This is a genomic window from Pseudoalteromonas sp. Scap06 (assembly GCF_013394165.1).
Taxonomy (GTDB): Bacteria; Pseudomonadota; Gammaproteobacteria; order Enterobacterales; family Alteromonadaceae; genus Pseudoalteromonas.
Genome location: NZ_CP041330.1, coordinates 1,566,425 through 1,587,790 on the forward strand (window position 1 = coordinate 1,566,425; position 21,366 = coordinate 1,587,790).

The following is a 21,366-nucleotide window of genomic DNA, read 5'->3' on the forward strand; positions in this document are numbered from 1 at the left end:
ATAGCCAAGTATAAGATTTATAAATTATTTCTTACATTTATGGTGATATTCAATTGCGCTGAGTTCGTGCTACTATAAAGCCACACTTTTAGCATTAATGTTTTAATTAATATGTTTCAACCTGTTAGCCTGTTTATCGGACTTAGATATAGTCGCTCTTCCAAAGGCAATGCGTTTATTTCGTTTATTTCTTTTTTTTCTATTGCAGGTATAGCGATTGGTTTAATGGCGCTCTTTACAGTAAGTAGTGTCATGAACGGTTTTGAAAGCAGCCTGAAAATGAATATGCTCGGACTCATTCCACACGTTGAAGTGCAGGCAAAACAACACTCTAAAACGCAAATGAATACTCTTAAAGCTGATCTTGAGCAATCACCGTATGTTGAACATGTTAGTTTATACCGCCATGGTGAAGCTATACTACAAACAAATAAAGACCTGCATGGTGTGCTGCTGCAAGGGCTCTATGATAATGATGGCTCGCTTTATAAAATCACTGACAAAGTAGTGCAGGGGAATTGGCAAAGTGTATTAAATAATAATTATCACATTGCTATTAGCCGTTATCTAAGCCGTAAACTCGGCGTTAGCTTGGGCGATAAACTGCGCGTTATTATGCCCAATGCGTCAACTTATACACCCCTTGGTCGTGTCCCTAGCCAGCGTTTATTCAAAATTGCTGCAATTTACGAAACTGGTTCAGAAATTGACATGGGACTGGCATTTACCAGTGGTGTGTCATTGCAACGAGTATTAAAGCAAAGTAGCTCTACACCCCCTAATTTAAGTGTGTCACTGCATGAGCCATTTGCACTTGATGAATTTATTCAAGACAGCCAACTTATTCTGAAGAATTTTAAATACACCGATTGGCGCAGTAGCCAAGGCACTTTATTTGCCGCTGTGGCGATGGAGAAACGCATTATGTCTATGTTATTGGGCTTAATCGTGCTGGTGGCGGTGTTCAATATTGTGTCGGCGCTCACCATGATGGTGAGTGAAAAACAAAGCGAAGTTGCGATACTGCAGACACTAGGGCTAACGCCAAGCCAAGTACAAACTGTATTTATGGTTCAAGGTTTATATAACGGTGTGATTGGTACGGCAGTAGGTGCCTCTTTAGGTATTTTATTTAGCTTATATATTAATGAACTGCTGGCGTTGGTTGGCTTAAATTTATTATCGGGGATTTCACTGCCGGTCAAATTTGATGCGCTTAGCTTAAGTGTGATTGCGCTTTTAAGCTTAGCCATGAGCTTTTTAGCGACTTTATATCCCGCGCGCCAGGCCGCTAAAGTAAACCCAGCCGAGGTATTACGTTATGAATGATTTAGTAATTAGTTGTGAACAAATAAGTAAAGTGTACCAAGACGGGCAAAACCAAGTTGAGGTATTAAAAGGGGTTGATTTAGCCCTAACCCAAGGTGAAATGCTAGCTATTGTAGGTAGCTCAGGTTCAGGTAAAAGTACCTTATTACATATTTTGGGTACCTTAGATACCGCCAGTTCTGGCAGTGCAAAAATCAAAAACCAAGATGTGGCTAAACTTTCTCGCAGCCAACAAGCCGCGTTTAGAAATCAAAACTTAGGGTTTATTTACCAATTTCATCATTTATTAATGGAATTTAGTGCGGTTGAAAATGTTGCTATGCCACTGTTAATAAAAGGCTTGAGTGCCAAAGAAGCAAATGTAAAAGCGCTCGACATGCTCGATAAAGTCGGCCTTGCGCACAGAAGTAGCCATAAACCGTCGGCACTTTCTGGTGGCGAACGCCAACGTGTTGCCATAGCGCGTGCTTTAGTGACTGAGCCTGCACTGGTTCTTGCAGATGAGCCAACGGGTAATTTAGATAAGCAAAACGCGATTAAAATTTACGATTTAATTAATCAGCTAAATAAAAGTTTAAACACCAGTTTTGTGGTGGTGACTCATGATTTAGAGCTTGCCGACAAGCTGGGTAAAATAGCGTATTTAGATGATGGTAAATTATCAATAAAAGAGTCAAACCATGTTGCTTAGTGCCTTTATAAGTAAACGTTTCAGAGCCTATTCAGGCCATAAAGATGAAAAAAACGCGTTTGTTAGTTTTATTGCTAAGGCATCTACTATTGGTATTTTACTTGGTGTTGCCGTTTTAATTGTGGCGTTATCGGTGATCAATGGTTTTGAACAACAATTGGTTCATCGTTTATTAAGTGTAGTGCCACAAGTTGAATATGTAGCACCAAGCAGGCCGATTGCTGATTGGCCCAGCAAAGTCGAAAAATTAAAACAGCAACCACAAGTAACAGGAGCAGCCCCATTTATAGCAGTAAATGGTATGGCGCAATTTAAAAGCCAATTAAAAGCAGTTGAAATACGAGGTGTTGAGCCTTCGCTAGAGAGCGACGTATCAGCGGTTAACCAATTTACACAAGGTAAATTAGTCAGTCAGCTAGCACTTGAGGATGTTATTTTAGGCAAGCAAATTGTCACTCAACTTAATATATCAATAGGCGACAATGTCACTTTATTGATCCCACAAATTAGTGAAAAAGGACAATCATTACTTGCGCCAAAACGGGTTACGTTAACACTCGCAGGCATTATAGAAATGGGCGGGCCTATTGATAGCAGTGCCGCGTTTATTCACCTTAGCAAAGCACAACAAACCTTAGGTTACGATCAAAGCCAAGTAACCGGCCTACGTTTACGGGTTGATGATGTGTTTGCAGCGCACCAAATAGCGTTGAGAGTAGGGCAAACTGTTACTGATTACGTGTATATATCGAGTTGGTTTAGAACCCAAGGCAGCTTGTATCAAGACATTCAAATGGTGCGCACGATTGTTTATATTGTGGTGTTTTTAATTATTGCAGTCGCCAGTTTTAACATTGTTTCGTCATTAGTGATGGAAGTGCGCGAAAAAGAAGGCAATATTGCCATTTTAAAAACCATGGGTGCCAAAGACAGTACCATATTGGCTACTTTTGTAATGCAAGGCTTAACTCAAGCATTTGTTGGCGTAGTTTTAGGCTCTATTATTGGCGTTATTCTAGCAATCAATATTAGTGAGCTCTTTACTTGGCTGAGTTTATTGCTGGGTGAAAATCCGCTAGAAGGTGTGTATTTTATCGAATTCTTACCGAGTAAATTAGTTTGGCAAGATATAGTGTTAACTGTTATTGCCACCTTTGTGCTTGCAATATTGGCGACGCTGTATCCAGCATGGCAAGCAACACGTGTTGATCCGGCAAAAGTATTGGGTAATTAAACACAGTATTTAATAGGGCGCTTAGTGTAACTCTGATAAACTGCGCCGCTATTAAACAGCTTTTGTTTGCTGAGCACTTATTTTACCTGGGATTTACTTTGACAAATAACGATATTTTACGCCGTATTCGCTACACCTTTGATTTAACCGATTCAGCAATGGTTGACGTGTTCGCCGCTGCAGAGCACAGCGTCAGCACAGAGCAGGTGATTGCATGGTTAACTAAAGAGGGCGAGCAAGGTTACACCCCAATAAGTGACACCGAATTTGCGGTATTTTTAAATGGCTTTATAAATACCAAGCGCGGTAAACGTGACGGTGAGCAGCCAATCCCAGAGACTAAATTAAACAATAATATTATTTTTATGAAATTACGTATTGCTTTAAATATGAAAGCAGAGGACGTAATTGCCACACTCGCATTAGTTGATTTTGATTTAAGTAAGCATGAACTCAGTGCATTTTCACGTAAAGTTGAAAACAAACATTACCGTGTGTGTAACGATCAAGTTTTACGTTTATTTTTAACCGGTGTGCAGCGTACTTTTCGCCCAGATGGCGAAAAAGCTTAATGTATTTTATGGAGGTTGGTTAGCAACCTCCATTAAACCTCTTAAACGAACTCACTAAAATCTACGCTATTATCAGTCTTACCCCTTCTACAACTTCAGTCTCATAAAGCATTTTATATTTTTGCGCTCGTAAAAACGTAGAGTCGTATTTTGTTTTACTATTTTTAATACTTTTAACGTGTTATTCATTAAAACTGGTGTTTTTAGCATAAAAATTCTTTTTTAATGGGTTTTTATACAAAAGAAACAACAATTTAATTCAACATCAAACACGTGCATCCAGTTTATCTATGATGTTAAAGTGTAAAAATAATGATCGCATAATCAATTTCTCTACTAACAATAACGTTGATCATTTTTCCTGTTTCGAATTTAAAAATACCTACATGGAAGAGTAAATATGGATTATATACACAAAACTATTTCGCAATTAAAGCAGACGAGTCCTGCGCAATGTGAGTTTTATCAAGCTGTAGAAGAAGTGCTAGACTCTCTAGAGCCTATATTTTCGCAAACCAGTCACTACCAACAACAAGCAATTATTCAAAGAATGGTAGAGCCAGAGCGCCAATTAATGTTTCGTGTGCCTTGGGTTGATGACGAGGGCAATATTCAAGTCAATAAAGGCTACCGTATCGAATTTAATTCGGCGTTGGGACCATATAAAGGCGGCTTACGTTTTCATCCTAGTGTGAATGCCAGCATTATAAAGTTTTTAGGGTTTGAACAAATTTTTAAAAATGCACTAACTGGTTTGCCTATAGGTGGTGGCAAAGGAGGCGCTAATTTTGATCCTAAAGGACGCTCTGATGGCGAGATAATGCGCTTTTGCCAATCGTTTATGACCGAGTTATATCGTCATATTGGCCCTACAACCGATGTACCTGCAGGGGATATTGGCGTAGGGGCGAGAGAAATTGGTTATATGTTTGGCCAATACAAACGCTTAACAGGGCGCTATGAAGGCATACTAACCGGTAAAAGTTTACTTTGGGGCGGATCGCTTGCTCGCAAAGAAGCAACGGGTTATGGCGCGGTGTATTTTGCTAACTATATGCTTGAAGATCGTGATGACAGCTTATCAGGAAAACGCTGTTTAATTTCAGGCTCAGGCAATGTGGCAATTTATGCCATGGAAAAATTATATCAACTAGGGGCTACGCCTATTGCCTGTAGTGACTCAAAAGGCACTTTGTACGATGAGAGTGGCATTGATTTAAAACTTATTAAGCAATTAAAAGAACAGTCACGAGGATGCCTGAGTGACTACCTAGATACTCACTCTCAGGCAAAGTATACGCCTCGCGATGAGTACCCTCAGGATGGTCATGCTGTATGGCGTTACAGTGCGGATGCGGCTTTTCCTTGTGCTACACAAAACGAATTAACCCAAGCGGATGCAAAAGCACTACTTGAAAATGGCTGTATTTTAGTCAGTGAAGGGGCGAATATGCCCTCAACCAAAGAAGCGATTGATTGCTTTATTGAAGCAAAAATTGCTTATGCCCCTGGCAAAGCAGCGAATGCCGGTGGGGTAGCAACCAGTCAATTAGAAATGGCACAAAATGCCAGTATGCAAAGCTGGACATTTGAGCAAGTAGATGAAAAGCTTAAACAAATAATGAAAGATATATTCACAACAGCCAACGACACTGCAAAAGAGTTTGATCAACCCGGTAACTTACTTTTAGGCGCTAACATCGCTGGATTTAGACGTGTAGCCGATGCAATGATTGAACAAGGTGTAGTGTAACAGCTCGGTTAATATATAATTTTTAGTAGCTTATACCTGTTTGATAGTGACATTTAATAAGTGTTGAACGAACAGGCAGGTATGAGCGAAAGATAGTTATTGAAGTGAGGTGTCATTAGCTAAGTTATATTAAAAGGGCACTTTCGTCATTTCTACATATTCAAATAATCTACAAAAAGCATAATATTTATAACTAGCAATAGCTTACACTATTTGTTATTAATATAAGTTCATAAAATGAGGATGTTTTTCGTGAAAATAGAGAAGCTGTCCTCTAATAAAGCTGTGACATGCAAAAAGGAATTTCGTATGAATATCAATGCAACAATTCTCGGTCAATTTATTTTTATATCAATGATCGTAATAACTGGTTTAAGCTTTTATCTCGGTAAACGTAAAACCCAAAATGTTAAAACAACAACCTTTATTGGTTTTTTATTGTCATTTATACCGCCATTAGGTTTAATATTTGTCGCAGTTTTGGCACTCAAAAACGATGTTATAAATAATAATGACTCTACTATTTAGGTGCCTAATTTTATATAAAATCCATTTTAATTTTCTAAAACAGTTGGTTAGGCTCTGAACCATTACATATTGAAACCACTGTTTAGTGCGCTTAATATGACGTTAAAAGGCCTAATCTAACCCCAGCTTAAATTTAAAATGAATACGTGTCGAAAATATTCAATACCTATATTGAGACAAAAGCTATCTTAGCTCCAACTACATTTAAGGAGGTGAGATATGTTTTTTCGTGCAAATTATTTTGAGCTAGCACCTAAAGCAATACAGATTCTGATGAACCAAGAAGACTATCTGCGTAAGCAATTTAGTATTTCAGAAACAGTAACAATCCCGATCTGGGAATTGATTAAACTAAGAGTGTCGCAGATGAATCAGTGTGCCTTTTGTATTGATATGCACAGCAAAGACGCATTGAGTCATGGGGAAACTCATGAACGTATTATTGGCTTAAGTGCATGGCGTAATATGCCTTTATATTCTAAGACAGAACTAGCTGCGCTCGATTGGGCTGAATATTTGACCCTAGCTAACCCCGTAGACGAAGAGTTCTATAAGAATACGGTAGAAGTATTAGGTGAAAAAGCTGTAGTGGATTTGACCATTGCGATTAATGCTATCAATAGCTGGAATCGAATTGCTAAGACGTTTATGCCAGAGGTAGGCAGCTATAAACCGTAATAAATTATTTGAACAGGCATTTAATTTTCAGTTGTCTCAACCATCGGGGCAGCTGTCTGCGTTTGTGCAGGGAGTATGGTCAGCATCTGTACAGCAACCGGTTCCGATAGTAAAGCCGCTGTATTCTGATGCTGGCAGCGGCATTATTTTTAACCTTGTTGGTGACGTGATGATTGGCAATGAAACCCTGCCGGAAGGTGTCATTATGCTTGCTATAAATAAACAGACTGAGAATATTGTTCTGCAATCTGGAGCACAACTCTCAGGCATTCGTTTCCATCCAGCCATTTGCTATGGTGTTTTGGGACAGCATTACGACAAGCCAACACTTTTATTGCCAGAGGAAGACCAGCTTTATAACCTTTATGGGGTTTATAATGATCTCCGAATTCAAAAAGACATTGAAAGGCGAATTGAAACTCTGCACCGCTGGGCAGATAAAAACCTAGATTTTTCCAAAGTAATTCCAGCCCCTCTGAAGAAAGCACTAATGTATATCGAGCAGGATGAAACGCCGGGGCAATTAAGTGCAAGTATTGATTTGAGCCAACGGCAAATTGAGCGTATTTTTAAACTTTGGCTAGAAATGACTCCCAAACATTATCAGCGGATTTTAAGGGTTAAAAAAACAATCAGCTTTTTACGAACATACAAAAAAGCAAACTTAGCTGATGTTGCTCACCAATTTGGATTTAGTGATCAGGCGCATATGACACGGGAATTTCGTACTTTTGCATGTATTACGCCAGGGCAAATAGAGTGAGTTTTTGGCTTTCATACTTGGTTACCACCGGTAAATGTTTTTCAGCTAACTCAATAAAACTAATTTCGTGCAAAGCCTATTTATCAAATCATTAAACAGGACAAAAGTAGTTGGCATTTTCTCCTTTTTCGCTTATTTTAGCCAACCATTTTTTGCCTCATAATGAGGTATCACTTTTGTAGGAAACGCACGATGAAAACAATAATCTTCAGTCTTTTAATAGTCACTACTTTATTTTCAGCTAGCACGTTCGCAAATAATGATTCGCAATACGAACAAATGGCAAAGCAACTTTCAAAACAGCTAGAAACTTCCATGAAAGTAATGAATAACCCAAAGTTAATTAAAGCCAATGCAAAATATATAAAAAGTTTATATGAAGCTTTGGTTGAAGAGGGTTTTACTAAAGAGCAAGCATTACAACTCGTTGCAGCAACTCTAGCAAGCAAAAAGTAAAACTAACGAGCCTAGTAACCATGTGAATACTAACAGCTCACTCAGTTTTGCTTCGCTTCACATTTTAGCAAATTACTACCAGCCCCTCCTGCGGGGCTATGGATCAAAACGGAGACTGGAGTATAACTATGCTATTAGCTAATCTCTCACACCCGTTAGCTTAAGCTGACACCCATTCTAAAAATTCAATATGTAAAAGCGGACTTGTATTTTGAATTTGGTACAGTTTTAACAAATAAATAAAGTGACTGTTTTTAGATTTTATTCGCCTCATATCTAACTGGTAGTGCCAACTAATAAATTTGGAGTTTATCTGATAGGTAAGTACTAGCGATTATTTCTGTAATTGGTAAAATTTTACCAATCCTTTTGATAGCCCAATAGGAAAGGTCGAGTAATGATCGCTTCCTTCAACAACTTCCTCTTCTAGCTTTAATTTTTGGTAATTACGTGAGCGTAATAGATTTGCAAACTTCACATGACCTGCGACCATATCTTCTTTCATGCCATTTTCTAACGTTTCTAATGCGCCAGTTGCCATAAATACATTAGCCTGCAGCGATGTGTTTTTCTGGGCATATTTATTTTCTAACTCAAATATCCAATTATTCTTAAACCAGAGTGAAGGGCTGGTTAAGATATAAGTAGAAAACAGCTCAGGCTTGGTCAACAATACCCAAGCGGCAAAAGATCCCCCCAATGATTGCCCAGACAATATTCTTTGTTCAGGGTTAACTCGGTAATTGCGCTCAATGTACTGAAAGATTTCTTTTTCAATAAATGCTAAGTATTCAGTTGCTCCACCTGTGGTGTATTTTGTCCAGCTCTGATCAACGACAGGTGTTAAATCTCTAACTCGACTAAATTGACCGTCTTCTCCGTGAGCAAATGAAATACCAACAATAATGACTTTATCCATGTCTCGAACATGAGTGACACCAGCAGCTACTTTAAAAGTATAAGGTCCATCATTTAAGTAAAGTACAGGGTATTTTTTAGATTTATTCTCTACTAAGAAATAACTACGGGGTACTTTGATATATAAATCGTATTTCTTACCCAGCACTGTGGATTTAATTGTTACTACTTTACTGTTAGCAATTTCAAAACGATGGCCTTCAGCGAGTGCAAGATTGCTGCAAATTATATTGAGCATAAAAATTAAAGCTAAGTATTTTACAAAACACGAGGAGGAAATAATTAAACTGCATATTGTCAAAAAAGTAGTCGGTTTCATTTTGGCTAAATCCTTTGCTATCGATAATGCTAAAGTTGAAAAGTTTTTAGTATGACAAACAGTAACTTGATGTCCATCTAACGTTTTATCCAGTTTCAAACTCATAGTGCGACACGTGTCACGGTGTTGCGTTTTAACATACAGGATGTTAAAGTGCGACACAAGTCACACCTCTTGAGTCTTTATATGAAACCCAATTCAACAGAGTTAGAAATACTGAAATTACTTTGGAAAAAACAGCCACGTACAGCCAAAGAGATTCATGAACACTTAGAATCAAAGTATGGCTGGTCATACTCATCTACACGTAAAACCTTAGAAAGAATGGGCAATAAAGGAATTTTAGAGGTGGGCTCCTCTGGCAACAAAAAAACCTTTAAAGCATTAGTTGAGAAAATACCGACGCTAGCATCTTATATGCAGGAATTCGCAACCAATGTCTTAGAGTTAGATGAACCACTCCCTGTCACTATGTTCGCTGATAGCCGTTTAATAAATAAAGCTGAAGTCGATGAATTAGAGGAATTGTTAAATCAACTTTCAAAGGATGAAAAACAAAAGTAGTGGACTCTTTCATTATTCAATTCATAGTAAATAGTATTTTTCCTTGGCTTATATTTTCTGGGCTTGTTTATGTTTGCTCATCTTATATAACCAAGCACGACAATACCTCGCCAGGTATTTGGTGGTCTGCGCTTATAGCCAGCTTTTTACCTTTTATTCCTTTATCTCTTGGCACTATTAATATACCTATCCCTGATTTCGATTATATAAGCTCTAGTTTGCAAAGCGCACAAATAGTAAAGCAAGCCAGTATAACCCATGTAAGTTTGCAGAAAATTGATTTAATCTCAACAGCGCTAATTGTTGGTTACTTTGGTTTTACCTGCTTAAAACTCGTTAAATTATTGCTTGTGTGGCAGAAACTCAAAAGCTTAACGAGATCTTCTGAGTCAATAAATGAGCTGTCGACTAGTAAGGTGAAGATTGTCATTTCCTCGCAAAACCACAGTCCTTTTGTCATTGGTATAACAACAGCCTATGTTGTGCTACCTCATTATTTTTCATTCCTAAATAAAGATCAGCAAGGCATTTTGATTCAACACGAGCTAACCCATATTACAAACAAAGATCATATTACGATTCTTTTATGGAGGATCTTAAGCATCGTTTTATGGATAAACCCATTTGTTAAAAAGATGGAATGGCAGTTTATTCGCGCTATGGAGCATAGGTGTGATAGACATACAATATGTCGCTTTAATCTCAACAAACATGATTATGCTAAGGCACTGCTGCAATCATTAAAAAAGAGCATTCAATTTAGTAACAACAATCCAGTCGCTCAATTTAGTTCTGCTGTGCTTTGTGCTGATGATTACAAAGCGAGGCTTTCAAATATTGCTTCGCCATCGAGTAAAAGCAAACTTGCTTTAACTTTTAAGTTCTTCTTAATGATACTGGTTATTTTTAGTCTGCATACATTTTTAAAAGACCCCGCAATGACAGGGAAGCTCACTTGGCAACATCCACTAAATAGCCATACGATCAGCTCAACATTTCGTAGCATAAGCAAAGTCAGAGGATATAAACCGCATCAAGGTATAGACTATGTTGCCCAAAGAGGAAGCCCTGTGCTGTCTGCTGCAGATGGAGTAATAGTTATTTCAGGTAACAAAACCTTGCATTCGAACTATGGAAATACTGTATTAATTCAACATAAAAGTGGCTATCAAACGTTATATGCGCACCTAGAATCAAGTGACGCTAAAGTCGGCTCTTGGGTTAAAGCAGGGCAGGTTATTGGTATCATTGGTGATACAGGTAAAACGACAGGGGTTCACCTGCACTTTGAAGTAATTAAAGACAACCAAAGAGTTGATCCTAGTTTAGTCCTCGTTACTAAATCATAAAATAATGGCTTTTATTTCAAATGTTTATAGAGTTATAAAGGTGTAATATGTATCAAAAGCTGCTTTTTATTATTTTTACTTTTCTTTTTAGTTCATTTAGCTATGGTGGCAAAGTATATGAGAGCTTCCCAGACAAAGTAAATCCATCAGAGCATTATGTTTTTTATTCTCACGGATTCATTGTAGAGGGTAAAGATCCCACACCTATTCATGAGCGTTGGGGGCAATATAACTTTCCAGCGATTAAACAGGAACTTGCCGACTCAAGCTATCATTTAATTGCTACTCATCGGCCAGCTAAGACTCACCCTTTTAACTACGCTCAACAGCTATCTAAACAAGTAACTAAGTTACTAAAAAATGGCATACCTGCGAGCAATATATCGCTAGTTGGCTTTTCTCGCGGCGGGTTTATTACGGCAATTACATCGAGCCATTTAAAAAACATCGATATTAACGTTGTGATTTTAGCGGCTTGTACCAGTGGATTAGCTAAAAAAACAGAAATAGCTATTTATGGTCATTTATTTTCAGTGTACGAAACCTCTGACTCTGTTGGTTCATGTGACGATGTCGTTAATAGAAGCATTAATACGGTTAGTTCTTACACAGAAATATCTATTTCAACGGGTAAAGAACATGGCGCTTTTTTCACACCGAGAAAAGAATGGATATTACCCGTTAAAGCGTGGCTCAAACGTAAAAAGATTCAGTAATATCGTATAAGCCTAAGTTCACATAGCCGATAATTAAATTTAAACAATTTTAAAAAATAATAAGCTAAGGATTAAATCAACTTCATGGAAATTAGAAAATTAAATTCTCTAAGAGCTTTAGCTGCCCTTATTGTATTTGTTACTCACTTTTCAGATATTACTCATTGGTTAAATGGTTCCCTAGGCGGCGGTTCAGGAGCCTATGGCGTAATGTTATTTTTCCTTCTTAGTGGTTTTTTAATGTCATTTCTCTATTTAGATACCAAATTTAGCAGACTGAACATTAGACGATACGTACTAGCTAGAGCCGGACGAGTTTTACCTCTGTACCTTGTAATTGTTTTTAGCTCTTACTTATTAACTCAAAATAATTATGACATTTTATACAACATAACTGATCTTAATTCGCTAATAGGTCACCTTTTGTTCATGCATGGTGAAAGCGTACTTTGGACAATTCCACCAGAAATACAATTTTATATAATCTTACTCGTTTTTTGGTTTTTAGCAGGCGATAGAAAAGGGTATATATATTTACTAATTGTGACTTTTATGATGTTTTGGTACTTGGCTGACTTCCCAAGAGTATTTGGTGAAATTAAAAGTGTCCATTACAACATATTTAGTACTTTAAGAACGTTACCGTACTTTTTTATTGGCGTTATATTTGGTTTGCATTACAAATTATTTAAAGTGCCGAGTTATATGAAGAGCAACTGGTTTATATTAGCTTTGTGTTTAATACCTTTATTGTATCCTGAGTTTTCACCTATTAACGAGGGTGACAAGAAAAGAATGTGGCTTAGTTATGAAGTTCTATTTGTTATGAGTACAGTATTCTTTTGTGTTGTTTTTTTAATCCCAGACAACAATATTTTTTTAGCAAATAAGGTTGGTGACTTTTTAGGTAAAGTGTCTTACTCATTTTATTTATTGCATATGCCTATTATTGGAATGGTGAATAAGTTTAATTTAAATATTGAACTTAAACTGTTGCTATCACTAAGCCTGAGTGTTTTTTTTGCGCATCTATCGTACGTATTCTTTGAAAGGCCTATTGCAAATAAAATTAGAAGCGCCTCAAATAAAAAGAAGCTCAACATTTAAATTTTACACATTTAAGAAAGCTAGAATGTTTATTACACTGGACTTTGTTGTTTATTCTGCTCCATATCACTAGGTGCGAAAGAAAATAGAGAGTTTAAAATTCGAAATACGCATCCCCTAATGTTGCTGAGCCTTAGGTTGATAATTTATATTTAAAATACAATGCAACGTTTAATCGTTGCATTGTAATAAAGTAGCCGTTAATTATTACGAAAATGCAGATTCGGCGAGCTCTTCTTGCATTTGTTCGCGCATTTTAAATTTTTGCAATTTGCCGGTTACTGTCATCGGGTAATGTTCTACAAAACGAATGTATTTAGGCTGTTTAAAGTAGGCGAGTTTGTCCTTTAAAAATAATCGAATTGCTTGCTCATCAAGCACTTCACCTTCTTTAGGCTGGATCCAGGCACAGACTTCTTCGCCAAACTTTTCATCGGTAATACCAAAAATTGCCGCATCTTGTATCCCTGGGTAGGTGTATAAAACTTCCTCAATCTCACGGGGATATATATTTTCTCCGCCGCGAATAATCATGTCTTTAATTCTGCCAACAATACTGACAAAGCCTTCACTGTCCATTACTCCTAAATCGCCTGAATGTAACCAACCTTTATTATCGATAGTGGCTTTGGTTTTCTCTTCATCATTCCAATAGCAGCGCATAATGCCGGCACCACGGCTACAGACTTCACCGGGTTGGCCTATTTTTTGAACTTCACCCAGTTCATCAATAATTTTTACTTCAGTGTGCGCAAGCGCTCGTCCTACTGTGGTGACTTGACGCTCAATTGATGAGTCGGTTTCAGTGATATTGTTGATTGGGCTACACTCTGTTTGTCCATAGGCTATAACGACTTGGTTCATATTCATTAGTGTTTGTACTTTACGCATAACTTGTTCAGGACAGGTTGAGCCTGCCATAACGCCGGTTCGTAATGTACTTAAGTCATAATCACTGAAGTTATTAAGCTCTAATTCGCTTATAAACATGGTAGGCACGCCATGAAGCGCGGTGCATTTTTCTTGTTGTACCACCTCTAATGTGGTTTTTGGATCGAAAGAATCACTTGGATAAATAGCTGCAGCGCCTTTACTTACGCACAATAAGCTGCCTAAAACCATGCCAAAGCAATGATAAAGCGGTACAGGGATACACAGCTTATCATGTTCAGTAAAATGCATTGCTTGGGCAACAAGCAGTGCATTATTAAGAATGTTTTTATGCGTTAGTGTAGCCCCTTTAGGATTCCCTGTGGTACCTGAAGTAAATTGAATATTAATGTCTTGATTACAATTTAGAGTTTTTGCCACTGCTTGAAGTTCTAACTGGTGAGCGTCTGTCGGCATGGCGAGTACTTCATTAAACGAAAACATACCATTTACTGGCTCATCACTTATACAAATTACATTTTTTAATGAAGGGAGCTTAGCGGCTTTTAATTTCCCTTTTTGGCAACTATTTAGCTCTGGGGCTAAACTTTGTAGCATATTAACGTAGTGACTGCCCTTAAATGAAGTAGCAGTAATAAGCGTGGAACATTCAACACTATTAAGTGCATATTGCAGTTCACTGGGGCGGTAAGCTGGGTTAATACACACCATGATTGCGCCGATTTTAGCTGTTGCAAATTGTGTTAAGCACCACTGTATGTTATTGGGTGACCAAATACCGACTCTGTCACCGACTTTTACCCCTAATGCCAACAACCCCATAGCAAGTTGATCAATCTGTTGCTGAAATTCCTTATAGTTTAAGCGAATATTTTGGTGAGCAACAACAACTGCCAATGCCTCTGGGTTATTGTCGACAATTGAGTCGAGGTACTCTCCAATTGTTTGCTCTATTAGCGGTGTGCTTTGAATCCCCTTAAAATAACTATTTGATAGCGGTATAGTGTTTATTTGTTCTACTTCTTTATGCACTGTTTGTGTCGCTTTCATGACATTCTCCATGTTTTTATCTATCCAAGGCTTGTTGATTAAATAATCATGAATTGTCGACAAAGGGAAGGGGGTTAGACTAATGTCTTACACTTTTATTTGAAAATTTAGACATAAAAAAACGCGTAATATTGAGCTATTACGCGTTTTTACAAGGATGCAATTGGTATTACATTTCGTCGCTGCGGTAGGTTTTTTTCATGATATAAACGTAAGCATTAACGAATGCATTTTCTTGATATTTTTTAAGGCCAGTGTCTTCGAACGCGATAGGGATAGGGTTGCGTTTTACTTGCTCTTTTATTTCAGTAGTTGAAAACACGCGAACATCGAGGTTGTCGATTAATTGAATCGCCGTTTCCATTTTGAACCCTTTAGCGCTACCTGCAAATTTACCTTTAGGCTGGCGTTCGCGAATGGCAACAGAATCAATTTGGTAATCTTGCATCAGCTTTGCAAAATCAAATTGAAATTTACGCATTATTTCAGTGTCGTTACCGTTACCTAATGTAAAGCGTGTTTGGCGCACGTCACGAATATCAAAAACGTCGTTATCTTTACTTAAAATACAAAGTAGTACATCGCTACCGGTAATTTCTACACCACATGTTCTCATTGTTAATCTCTACTATAACTTAATTACCGGTTATTATACGCAACACGCATTAAAATGCGAGTTTAAGCACTTTGTGTGCTGCTTTAATATAGTCCTTTACGCTAATTTGATGCGGCGTGACTGAAGAAAAGTTATTAATTGCACATTTATGTTAAAAATGCGTGGTTTTTAGTAGCTTAAAACTTGTAATTAACGCTGCAGCACGCGACAATATCTTTTTTGTAGTTGAGCAGACTCAACATCTACATTAGCCTTTGGCGGCGAAAAATAGTCAATGCTTATTCGTAAAAGCGTTGTCGAGTCATTCTCATTTAATTAATTAAAAAATACACGTGATACATTGTAGGTGTCACCACTGTATGTAAGGATTTATAATGCCAGTTATTACTCTCCCTGACGGTAGTCAGCGTAGTTTTGAAAACCCTGTAAGCACGCTTGATGTTGCAAACGATATTGGCCCTGGTCTTGCTAAAGCAACCATCGCCGGCCGTGTTAATGGCGAACGTGTGGATGCATGTGATTTAATTTCAGCCGACTCTCGTCTTGAAATTATTACAGCAAAAGATGACGATGGTTTAGAAATTATTCGCCATTCTTGTGCCCACCTAATTGGTCATGCAGTTAAGCAACTTTTCCCAGACGCTAAAATGGCGATTGGTCCTACTATCGATAACGGTTTTTACTATGATATTGATATGGAACATTCGTTATCTCAAGATGATCTTGATGCGATTGAAAAGCGTATGTTACAGCTTGCAAAAACAAACTACGATGTAGTGAAAAAAACCGTTAGCTGGCAAGAAGCACGCGATACGTTTGCGGCGCGTGGCGAAACATACAAAATAGAAATTCTTGACGAAAATATTGCTCAAGATGATCGCCCAGGTTTATACCACCACGAAGAATATGTAGATATGTGTCGTGGACCACACGTTCCTAACATGAAATTCTGTCAAAACTTCAAAATTATGAAGGTAGCAGGTGCATACTGGCGTGGTGATTCTGAAAATAAAATGCTGCAGCGTATTTACGGCACAGCGTGGGGCGATAAAAAACAACTTAAAGCGTACTTAAAGCGTTTAGAAGAAGCTGAAAAACGTGATCACCGTCGTATTGGTAAAGCACTTGATTTATGGCACTGGCAAGAAGAAGCGCCAGGCATGGTATTTTGGCACAACGATGGTTGGAGCATTTACCGTGAATTAGAAGAATTTGTACGTGAAAAATTACGTGAGTACCAATACGAAGAAGTAAAAGGTCCAATGATGATGGATCGTTCGTTATGGGAAAAATCAGGTCACTGGGAAAAATATTCAGAAGCCATGTTTACCACGGAATCTGAAAAGCGTGAATACGCAATCAAGCCAATGAACTGTCCAGGTCACGTACAAATATTTAACCAAGGTTTAAAATCATACCGTGATTTACCACTGCGTATGGCTGAGTTTGGTTGTTGTCACCGTAACGAGCCATCAGGCGCACTTCACGGTTTAATGCGTGTGCGTGGCTTTACCCAAGATGATGCGCATGTATTCTGTACTGAAGAGCAAATCATGGATGAAGTATCGGCCTGTATTAAAATGGTTTACGATACGTATGAAACATTCGGCTTTGAAAAAATTGTAGTTAAACTTTCAACTCGTCCAGAGCAACGTATTGGCGAAGATGAAATGTGGGACAAAGCTGAGCTTGCACTTGCTGATGCACTTAAAGCAAATGACATTGAATTTGATTACCTACCAGGTGAAGGGGCGTTTTATGGCCCTAAAATTGAATTTACTTTGTACGATTGCTTAGACAGAGCGTGGCAGTGTGGTACAGTGCAACTAGACTTTGCATTACCTGGTCGTTTAGGCGCAACATATGTCGCTGAAAATAACGAACGTCGTACACCTGTTATGATACACCGTGCTATATTAGGGTCTATTGAACGCTTTATCGGTATTTTAACAGAAGAGTATGCTGGTTTATTCCCAACGTGGCTTGCGCCTAAGCAAGTGGTGATTATGAATATCACCGATAAACAAGCACCGTATGTTCAGGAAATTGTACAAAAATTAAATAAACTTGGAATTAGAGCCGCTGCTGACTTGAGAAATGAGAAGATTGGCTTTAAAATCCGTGAGCATACACTTAAGCGTATTCCTTACTTATTGGTTGTTGGCGACAAAGAAGTTGAGCAACAAGAAGTAGCAGTACGAACTCGCACAGGTGAAGACCTAGGCAAATTTAATGTCGATGATTTTGTAGCTAAAATCAGTGAAGAAATCAAAAATCGACAGTAAAAATCGAGCGTGTAGGGCAAGCAAAAATAGCCAGCTACACGCTTATATTATTGATATTCTTGGAGGAACGTACTATTAGAGGCGGCAAGAAAGGGCAACAAACAGCTCAAAAAAATCGTATTAACGAAGAAATTACAGCGCAAGAAGTTCGTTTAATCGACATCGACGGCGAACAAGCTGGAATTCAGTCATTAAAAGACGCGCAAGCTATGGCTGATGCAGCGGGTGTTGATCTTGTAGAGATCAGTCCAAATGCTGAGCCGCCTGTTTGTAAGGTTATGGATTACGGTAAGTTCATCTTTGAAAAAAGCAAAGAACTAAAAGAGCAGAAGAAGAAGCAAAAGCAGATCCAGATTAAAGAAATCAAATTCCGTCCAGGTACGGATGAAGGTGATTATCAGGTTAAGCTACGCAACTTACGTAAGTTCTTAGAAGCTGGCGATAAAGCTAAGATAACTATCCGCTTCCGTGGTCGTGAAATGGCTCACCAAGAAATTGGTATCGAATTATTAAACCGTATTAAAACCGATTTAGAAGAATTAGCAGTTGTTGAATCTTTCCCAAATCGTGTTGAAGGCCGTCAAATGGTTATGATGATGGCGCCGGTTGCTAAAAAGTAATAATTAGGCGATAATACGCACCGAATTTAGCTCAGGTTTGCAAGTGATATGAAAATGTCCACCTGAGTTAACCGGTTTTAAAGTAAAATTGCGGTATTTATATCGGGTTTTCACCGGAACATAGCAGTAAGTTAGGCCTTTAAAGTGGAGCTATAGCAATATATCTCACGCCTTCTTACTAATTTTAAAGCAATACAATTGGAGTTATTGCAATGGCTTACAAGCTAAAAAGTCACAGAGGCGCAGCTAAGCGTTTCAAAAAGACTGCTTCTGGCGGTTTCAAGCGTAAACAAGCGCATCTTCGTCACATTCTGACTAAGAAAACTTCTAAGCGTAAGTTACACCTACGTCCTAAGATGATGGTTCATAAAAATGACCATGGTCTAGTTTCACGTATGTTACCATTCGCTTAATAGGGGTTTTTAGAAATGGCAAGAGTTAAACGCGGCGTTGTCGCACGTGCACGTCACAAAAAAGTTTTAAAACAAGCGAAAGGTTACTACGGAGCACGTTCACGTGTTTACCGCGTAGCTTTCCAGGCTGTTACTAAAGCGGGTCAATACGCTTACCGTGACCGCCGTGCTAAGAAACGTACTTTCCGTCAATTATGGATTGCACGTATCAATGCTGCTTCACGTCAAAATGGTCTGTCTTACAGCCGTTTTATCAATGGTCTTAAAAAGACGTCTGTAGAAATCGATCGTAAGATCCTTGCAGATATCGCTGTTTACGACCAAGTTGCATTCGCAGCGCTTGTAGCAAAAGCAAAAGAAGGCCTAGCGGCAGCTTAAGTTTTTGTATAAGTATTGAAAAGGAGCCTATGGCTCCTTTTTTTGTGCCTGCTATTTACTTTTTTAGCTGTGTAATACCTTTTAATTTCACATATTTATTCAACTTAAATTATCCACCCCACAATTTTAGGCTGGTACTTTATTGCTCTTCAAATTGATATTTATTACGTTTTTATCAGCACTTGACTAGGGCTTGAGCAAATAATCAAAGGAAACTGCAATTGGCTGCATTTTTTTGTTGAACTACCGCAGTTTTGGCATCTAAAAAGCTTTAATTGCTATAATTTTTATTAATTAATGCGTTTGCTAGAGAAGTATATGTTTATAAGTTTATTGGTTTTATCTGCAAGTATGGCGAATAACAGTCATTTACCGCCATTATTACCATGGGAAGGTGCGAGCACGTCGCTATTGCAGCAACAAGGACCTTTAACCACAGACTTTGAAATTTCTGCAGGAGTCTCGTCTCCAAATTATGCTGATACCATGGCATTTGTTGATAGGTTAGTAGCAGCTAATCCCACTCAATTTAAATCAAAAACGATTGGCTACAGCAATAGTAAACGTGCAATAAAAATGTTGATTGCCAGCGAACAAGGCTTTTTTGATGCTGGGCAAATGGCTAACAGCACTAAACCAACTGTTCTTATTCAGGCTGGTATTCACGCCGGTGAGATTGATGGTAAAGATGCAATGTTTATGTTGCTTAGAGATATTGCCACAGGTAAACGTCGCGATATATTAAAAAAGGTAAACATTCTATTTATTCCCATTCTTAATGTTGATGGGCATGAACGCAGTAGTGCATTTAATCGAATCAATCAGCGCGGCCCAGTAAAAATGGGTTTTAGAACAAACGCCAATAACCTTAATTTAAATCGTGATTTCACTAAATTAGATACCCCCGAGGTTAAAAGCGTACTTACAGTCATTAATGATTATAATCCAAATTTATATATAGACGTGCATGTGACTGATGGGGCCGATTACCAATATGATGTCACCTACGGCTATAACCCAGTATTTGCTAGCGAGTCGCCCGCTATTTCGGATGCACTCAACCGTTACTTTAAACCTGTTATTGATCAAACCTTAACTGAGCAAGGACATATCCCTGGCCCTTTAGTGTTTGTTATGGATAAACAAGAATTTAAATCAGGTTTAGCAGGTTGGGTGGCGACGCCTCGTTTTTCTAATGGCTGGGGTGATTTAAGGTCATTGCCAACTATTTTAGTCGAAAACCATTCTTTAAAACCCTATAAGCAACGCGTGCTAGGGACTTATGTATTTATAGATGGTGCTATTGAAGCGTTAGCAAACCATAAAGATAAACTCGCCAATGCGGTAAAAAAAGAACAGCAATTTGTGCCTAAGCAATTAATTGTTAAACGTAGCTACGCTGAGCAAGCTGATCATATCAAATTTAAAGGCATTGCTTATTCTAAGAATATGAATGCTTTATCAAATCAGCAAGAAGTAAGTTATTTAGGTAAAAAGCAAGATTATGACAAGCTGCCTATTTTTTGGCAAAAAGAAGTACAGCACACGGTTGAAGTCCCTAAATCGTTTTTTATCCCGCCAGTGTATACCGATATTATCGAAAAGCTTGCTTTACATGGGGTATCAATTAATAAACTCAGTGGCGCCAATACTCAGCCGTTGAAAATGGCAAAAGTGGCGCAATATAGCTTTGATAAAGCACCATTTGAAGGACGATTTAGAGTGTCGGCACGTTTTAACTATGAACCGGCCACGAATGTTGATTTAGATGGTTGGTTTGAGGTCAGTACCCAACAAAAAGCAGGCGAGTTAGCCGTACATTTATTGCATCCAGAAGCTCCTGACTCTTTTTTTGCATGGGGTGAATTTAATACAATTTTTCAGCGAACAGAGTATATGGAAAATTACGCATTGCTCCCATTTGCTGAGAAAATGCTCAGTGATGATCCTAAATTAGCAAAAGCATTTAATAAAAAACTGAAGCAAGATAAAGCATTTGCTACAAATTCTGAGGCGCGCTTAAATTGGCTCTATGAACATAGCCCGTTTTACGATCAAGCTTATTTAAAATACCCAATTTTAATGTCATATGAACAAGATATAGTTATTCCAGCGCAAAAAAATAAAGAAATATAA

21 protein-coding genes are annotated in these 21,366 nt (G+C 38.1%); 18 read left to right on the top strand and 3 right to left on the bottom strand.

Annotation, left to right across the window (positions count from 1 at the left end; all coding sequences use genetic code 11):
* The first annotated feature begins 111 nt into the window (after positions 1-111).
* From FLM47_RS07140 to FLM47_RS07180, 9 genes are all read left to right on the top strand, one after another.
* The gene (locus tag FLM47_RS07140; protein WP_178956004.1) at positions 112-1,329 is read left to right on the top strand and encodes a lipoprotein-releasing ABC transporter permease subunit; all 1,218 of its coding nucleotides are present in this window, start codon (positions 112-114) and stop codon (positions 1,327-1,329) included.
* Positions 1,322-2,020 (top strand): lipoprotein-releasing ABC transporter ATP-binding protein LolD, encoded by a 699-nt coding sequence (gene lolD / locus FLM47_RS07145; protein ID WP_010389881.1) that lies wholly within the window; start codon positions 1,322-1,324, stop codon positions 2,018-2,020. The genes FLM47_RS07140 and lolD overlap by 8 nt, the downstream gene beginning before the upstream one ends.
* Positions 2,010-3,254, top strand: a complete 1,245-nt coding sequence (locus FLM47_RS07150; protein WP_076920259.1) for a lipoprotein-releasing ABC transporter permease subunit — start codon at positions 2,010-2,012, stop codon at positions 3,252-3,254. The genes lolD and FLM47_RS07150 overlap by 11 nt, the downstream gene beginning before the upstream one ends.
* A 98-nt stretch (positions 3,255-3,352) precedes the next feature.
* Positions 3,353-3,826 (top strand): DUF1456 family protein, encoded by a 474-nt coding sequence (locus tag FLM47_RS07155; RefSeq protein WP_178956006.1) that lies wholly within the window; start codon positions 3,353-3,355, stop codon positions 3,824-3,826.
* 400 nt (positions 3,827-4,226) lie between these two features.
* Positions 4,227-5,579, top strand: a complete 1,353-nt coding sequence (gene gdhA / locus FLM47_RS07160) for an NADP-specific glutamate dehydrogenase (protein WP_178956008.1) — start codon at positions 4,227-4,229, stop codon at positions 5,577-5,579.
* Between the two features lie 309 nt (positions 5,580-5,888).
* The gene (locus FLM47_RS07165; protein ID WP_178956010.1) at positions 5,889-6,107 is read left to right on the top strand and encodes a hypothetical protein; all 219 of its coding nucleotides are present in this window, start codon (positions 5,889-5,891) and stop codon (positions 6,105-6,107) included.
* Between the two features lie 219 nt (positions 6,108-6,326).
* Positions 6,327-6,785, top strand: coding sequence for a carboxymuconolactone decarboxylase family protein (locus tag FLM47_RS07170; RefSeq protein WP_178956012.1), 459 nt, complete (start codon positions 6,327-6,329; stop codon positions 6,783-6,785).
* A gap of 31 nt (positions 6,786-6,816) precedes the next feature.
* Positions 6,817-7,548, top strand: coding sequence for a helix-turn-helix domain-containing protein (locus FLM47_RS07175; protein ID WP_178956013.1), 732 nt, complete (start codon positions 6,817-6,819; stop codon positions 7,546-7,548).
* Positions 7,549-7,740: 192 nt separating this feature from the next.
* Positions 7,741-8,004, top strand: coding sequence for a hypothetical protein (locus FLM47_RS07180; protein WP_178956014.1), 264 nt, complete (start codon positions 7,741-7,743; stop codon positions 8,002-8,004).
* A gap of 334 nt (positions 8,005-8,338) precedes the next feature.
* On the opposite strand, the gene FLM47_RS07185 is transcribed toward FLM47_RS07180, so the two are convergent.
* A complete protein-coding gene (locus FLM47_RS07185; RefSeq protein WP_256729685.1) occupies positions 8,339-9,346 on the bottom strand; it encodes an alpha/beta hydrolase in 1,008 nt (335 codons plus the stop codon).
* Between the two features lie 81 nt (positions 9,347-9,427).
* Between FLM47_RS07185 and FLM47_RS07190 the strand changes: the two genes are divergently transcribed.
* The 4 genes from FLM47_RS07190 (at position 9,428) to FLM47_RS07205 (ending at position 12,977) form a co-directional block, all read left to right on the top strand.
* Positions 9,428-9,805, top strand: coding sequence for a BlaI/MecI/CopY family transcriptional regulator (locus tag FLM47_RS07190; RefSeq protein ID WP_178956015.1), 378 nt, complete (start codon positions 9,428-9,430; stop codon positions 9,803-9,805).
* Entirely contained in the window at positions 9,805-11,154 is a 1,350-nt protein-coding gene (locus tag FLM47_RS07195) for a M23/M56 family metallopeptidase (RefSeq protein ID WP_178956016.1), read from the top strand. Before FLM47_RS07190 ends, FLM47_RS07195 begins: the two co-directional genes overlap by 1 nt.
* Positions 11,155-11,201: 47 nt before the next feature.
* Complete coding sequence (locus FLM47_RS07200; protein ID WP_178956017.1) at positions 11,202-11,870, top strand: alpha/beta hydrolase; 669 nt, start codon at positions 11,202-11,204, stop codon at positions 11,868-11,870.
* Between the two features lie 84 nt (positions 11,871-11,954).
* Complete coding sequence (locus FLM47_RS07205; RefSeq protein WP_178956018.1) at positions 11,955-12,977, top strand: acyltransferase; 1,023 nt, start codon at positions 11,955-11,957, stop codon at positions 12,975-12,977.
* 207 nt (positions 12,978-13,184) lie between these two features.
* On the opposite strand, the gene FLM47_RS07210 is transcribed toward FLM47_RS07205, so the two are convergent.
* The gene (locus FLM47_RS07210; protein ID WP_178956019.1) at positions 13,185-14,918 is read right to left on the bottom strand and encodes an AMP-binding protein; all 1,734 of its coding nucleotides are present in this window, start codon (positions 14,916-14,918) and stop codon (positions 13,185-13,187) included.
* 169 nt (positions 14,919-15,087) lie between these two features.
* Complete coding sequence (locus tag FLM47_RS07215) at positions 15,088-15,534, bottom strand: DUF3010 family protein (protein WP_010389888.1); 447 nt, start codon at positions 15,532-15,534, stop codon at positions 15,088-15,090.
* A 374-nt stretch (positions 15,535-15,908) separates the two neighbouring features.
* On the opposite strand from FLM47_RS07215, the gene thrS reads away from it, so the two are divergent.
* From thrS to FLM47_RS07240, 5 genes are all read left to right on the top strand, one after another.
* Positions 15,909-17,819 carry a threonine--tRNA ligase gene (gene thrS, locus FLM47_RS07220; RefSeq protein ID WP_008466944.1) on the top strand — a complete coding sequence of 637 codons (1,911 nt, stop codon included), beginning with the start codon at positions 15,909-15,911 and terminating at the stop codon, positions 17,817-17,819.
* A 59-nt stretch (positions 17,820-17,878) separates the two neighbouring features.
* Entirely contained in the window at positions 17,879-18,439 is a 561-nt protein-coding gene (gene infC, locus FLM47_RS07225; protein WP_008466946.1) for a translation initiation factor IF-3, read from the top strand.
* A gap of 212 nt (positions 18,440-18,651) precedes the next feature.
* Entirely contained in the window at positions 18,652-18,852 is a 201-nt protein-coding gene (gene rpmI / locus FLM47_RS07230; protein ID WP_004587840.1) for a 50S ribosomal protein L35, read from the top strand.
* A 15-nt stretch (positions 18,853-18,867) separates the two neighbouring features.
* Positions 18,868-19,230, top strand: a complete 363-nt coding sequence (gene rplT, locus FLM47_RS07235) for a 50S ribosomal protein L20 (RefSeq protein ID WP_008110477.1) — start codon at positions 18,868-18,870, stop codon at positions 19,228-19,230.
* A 318-nt stretch (positions 19,231-19,548) separates the two neighbouring features.
* A complete protein-coding gene (locus FLM47_RS07240; RefSeq protein ID WP_138608528.1) occupies positions 19,549-21,366 on the top strand; it encodes a M14 family metallopeptidase in 1,818 nt (605 codons plus the stop codon).

What these genes read in the sequence shown, in the direction of transcription:
- FLM47_RS07140 (WP_178956004.1), top strand. Translation starts at nt 112, where the DNA reads ATGTTTCAACCTGTTAGCCTGTTTATCGGACTTAGATATAGTCGCTCT.
- lolD (WP_010389881.1), top strand. Translation starts at nt 1,322, where the DNA reads ATGAATGATTTAGTAATTAGTTGTGAACAAATAAGTAAAGTGTACCAA.
- FLM47_RS07150 (WP_076920259.1), top strand. Translation starts at nt 2,010, where the DNA reads ATGTTGCTTAGTGCCTTTATAAGTAAACGTTTCAGAGCCTATTCAGGC.
- gdhA (WP_178956008.1), top strand. Translation starts at nt 4,227, where the DNA reads ATGGATTATATACACAAAACTATTTCGCAATTAAAGCAGACGAGTCCT.
- FLM47_RS07165 (WP_178956010.1), top strand. Translation starts at nt 5,889, where the DNA reads ATGAATATCAATGCAACAATTCTCGGTCAATTTATTTTTATATCAATG.
- FLM47_RS07170 (WP_178956012.1), top strand. Translation starts at nt 6,327, where the DNA reads ATGTTTTTTCGTGCAAATTATTTTGAGCTAGCACCTAAAGCAATACAG.
- FLM47_RS07180 (WP_178956014.1), top strand. Translation starts at nt 7,741, where the DNA reads ATGAAAACAATAATCTTCAGTCTTTTAATAGTCACTACTTTATTTTCA.
- FLM47_RS07185 (WP_256729685.1), bottom strand. Translation starts at nt 9,346, where the DNA reads ATGAGTTTGAAACTGGATAAAACGTTAGATGGACATCAAGTTACTGTT.
- FLM47_RS07190 (WP_178956015.1), top strand. Translation starts at nt 9,428, where the DNA reads ATGAAACCCAATTCAACAGAGTTAGAAATACTGAAATTACTTTGGAAA.
- FLM47_RS07200 (WP_178956017.1), top strand. Translation starts at nt 11,202, where the DNA reads ATGTATCAAAAGCTGCTTTTTATTATTTTTACTTTTCTTTTTAGTTCA.
- FLM47_RS07205 (WP_178956018.1), top strand. Translation starts at nt 11,955, where the DNA reads ATGGAAATTAGAAAATTAAATTCTCTAAGAGCTTTAGCTGCCCTTATT.
- FLM47_RS07210 (WP_178956019.1), bottom strand. Translation starts at nt 14,918, where the DNA reads ATGAAAGCGACACAAACAGTGCATAAAGAAGTAGAACAAATAAACACT.
- FLM47_RS07215 (WP_010389888.1), bottom strand. Translation starts at nt 15,534, where the DNA reads ATGAGAACATGTGGTGTAGAAATTACCGGTAGCGATGTACTACTTTGT.
- thrS (WP_008466944.1), top strand. Translation starts at nt 15,909, where the DNA reads ATGCCAGTTATTACTCTCCCTGACGGTAGTCAGCGTAGTTTTGAAAAC.
- rpmI (WP_004587840.1), top strand. Translation starts at nt 18,652, where the DNA reads ATGGCTTACAAGCTAAAAAGTCACAGAGGCGCAGCTAAGCGTTTCAAA.
- rplT (WP_008110477.1), top strand. Translation starts at nt 18,868, where the DNA reads ATGGCAAGAGTTAAACGCGGCGTTGTCGCACGTGCACGTCACAAAAAA.
- FLM47_RS07240 (WP_138608528.1), top strand. Translation starts at nt 19,549, where the DNA reads ATGTTTATAAGTTTATTGGTTTTATCTGCAAGTATGGCGAATAACAGT.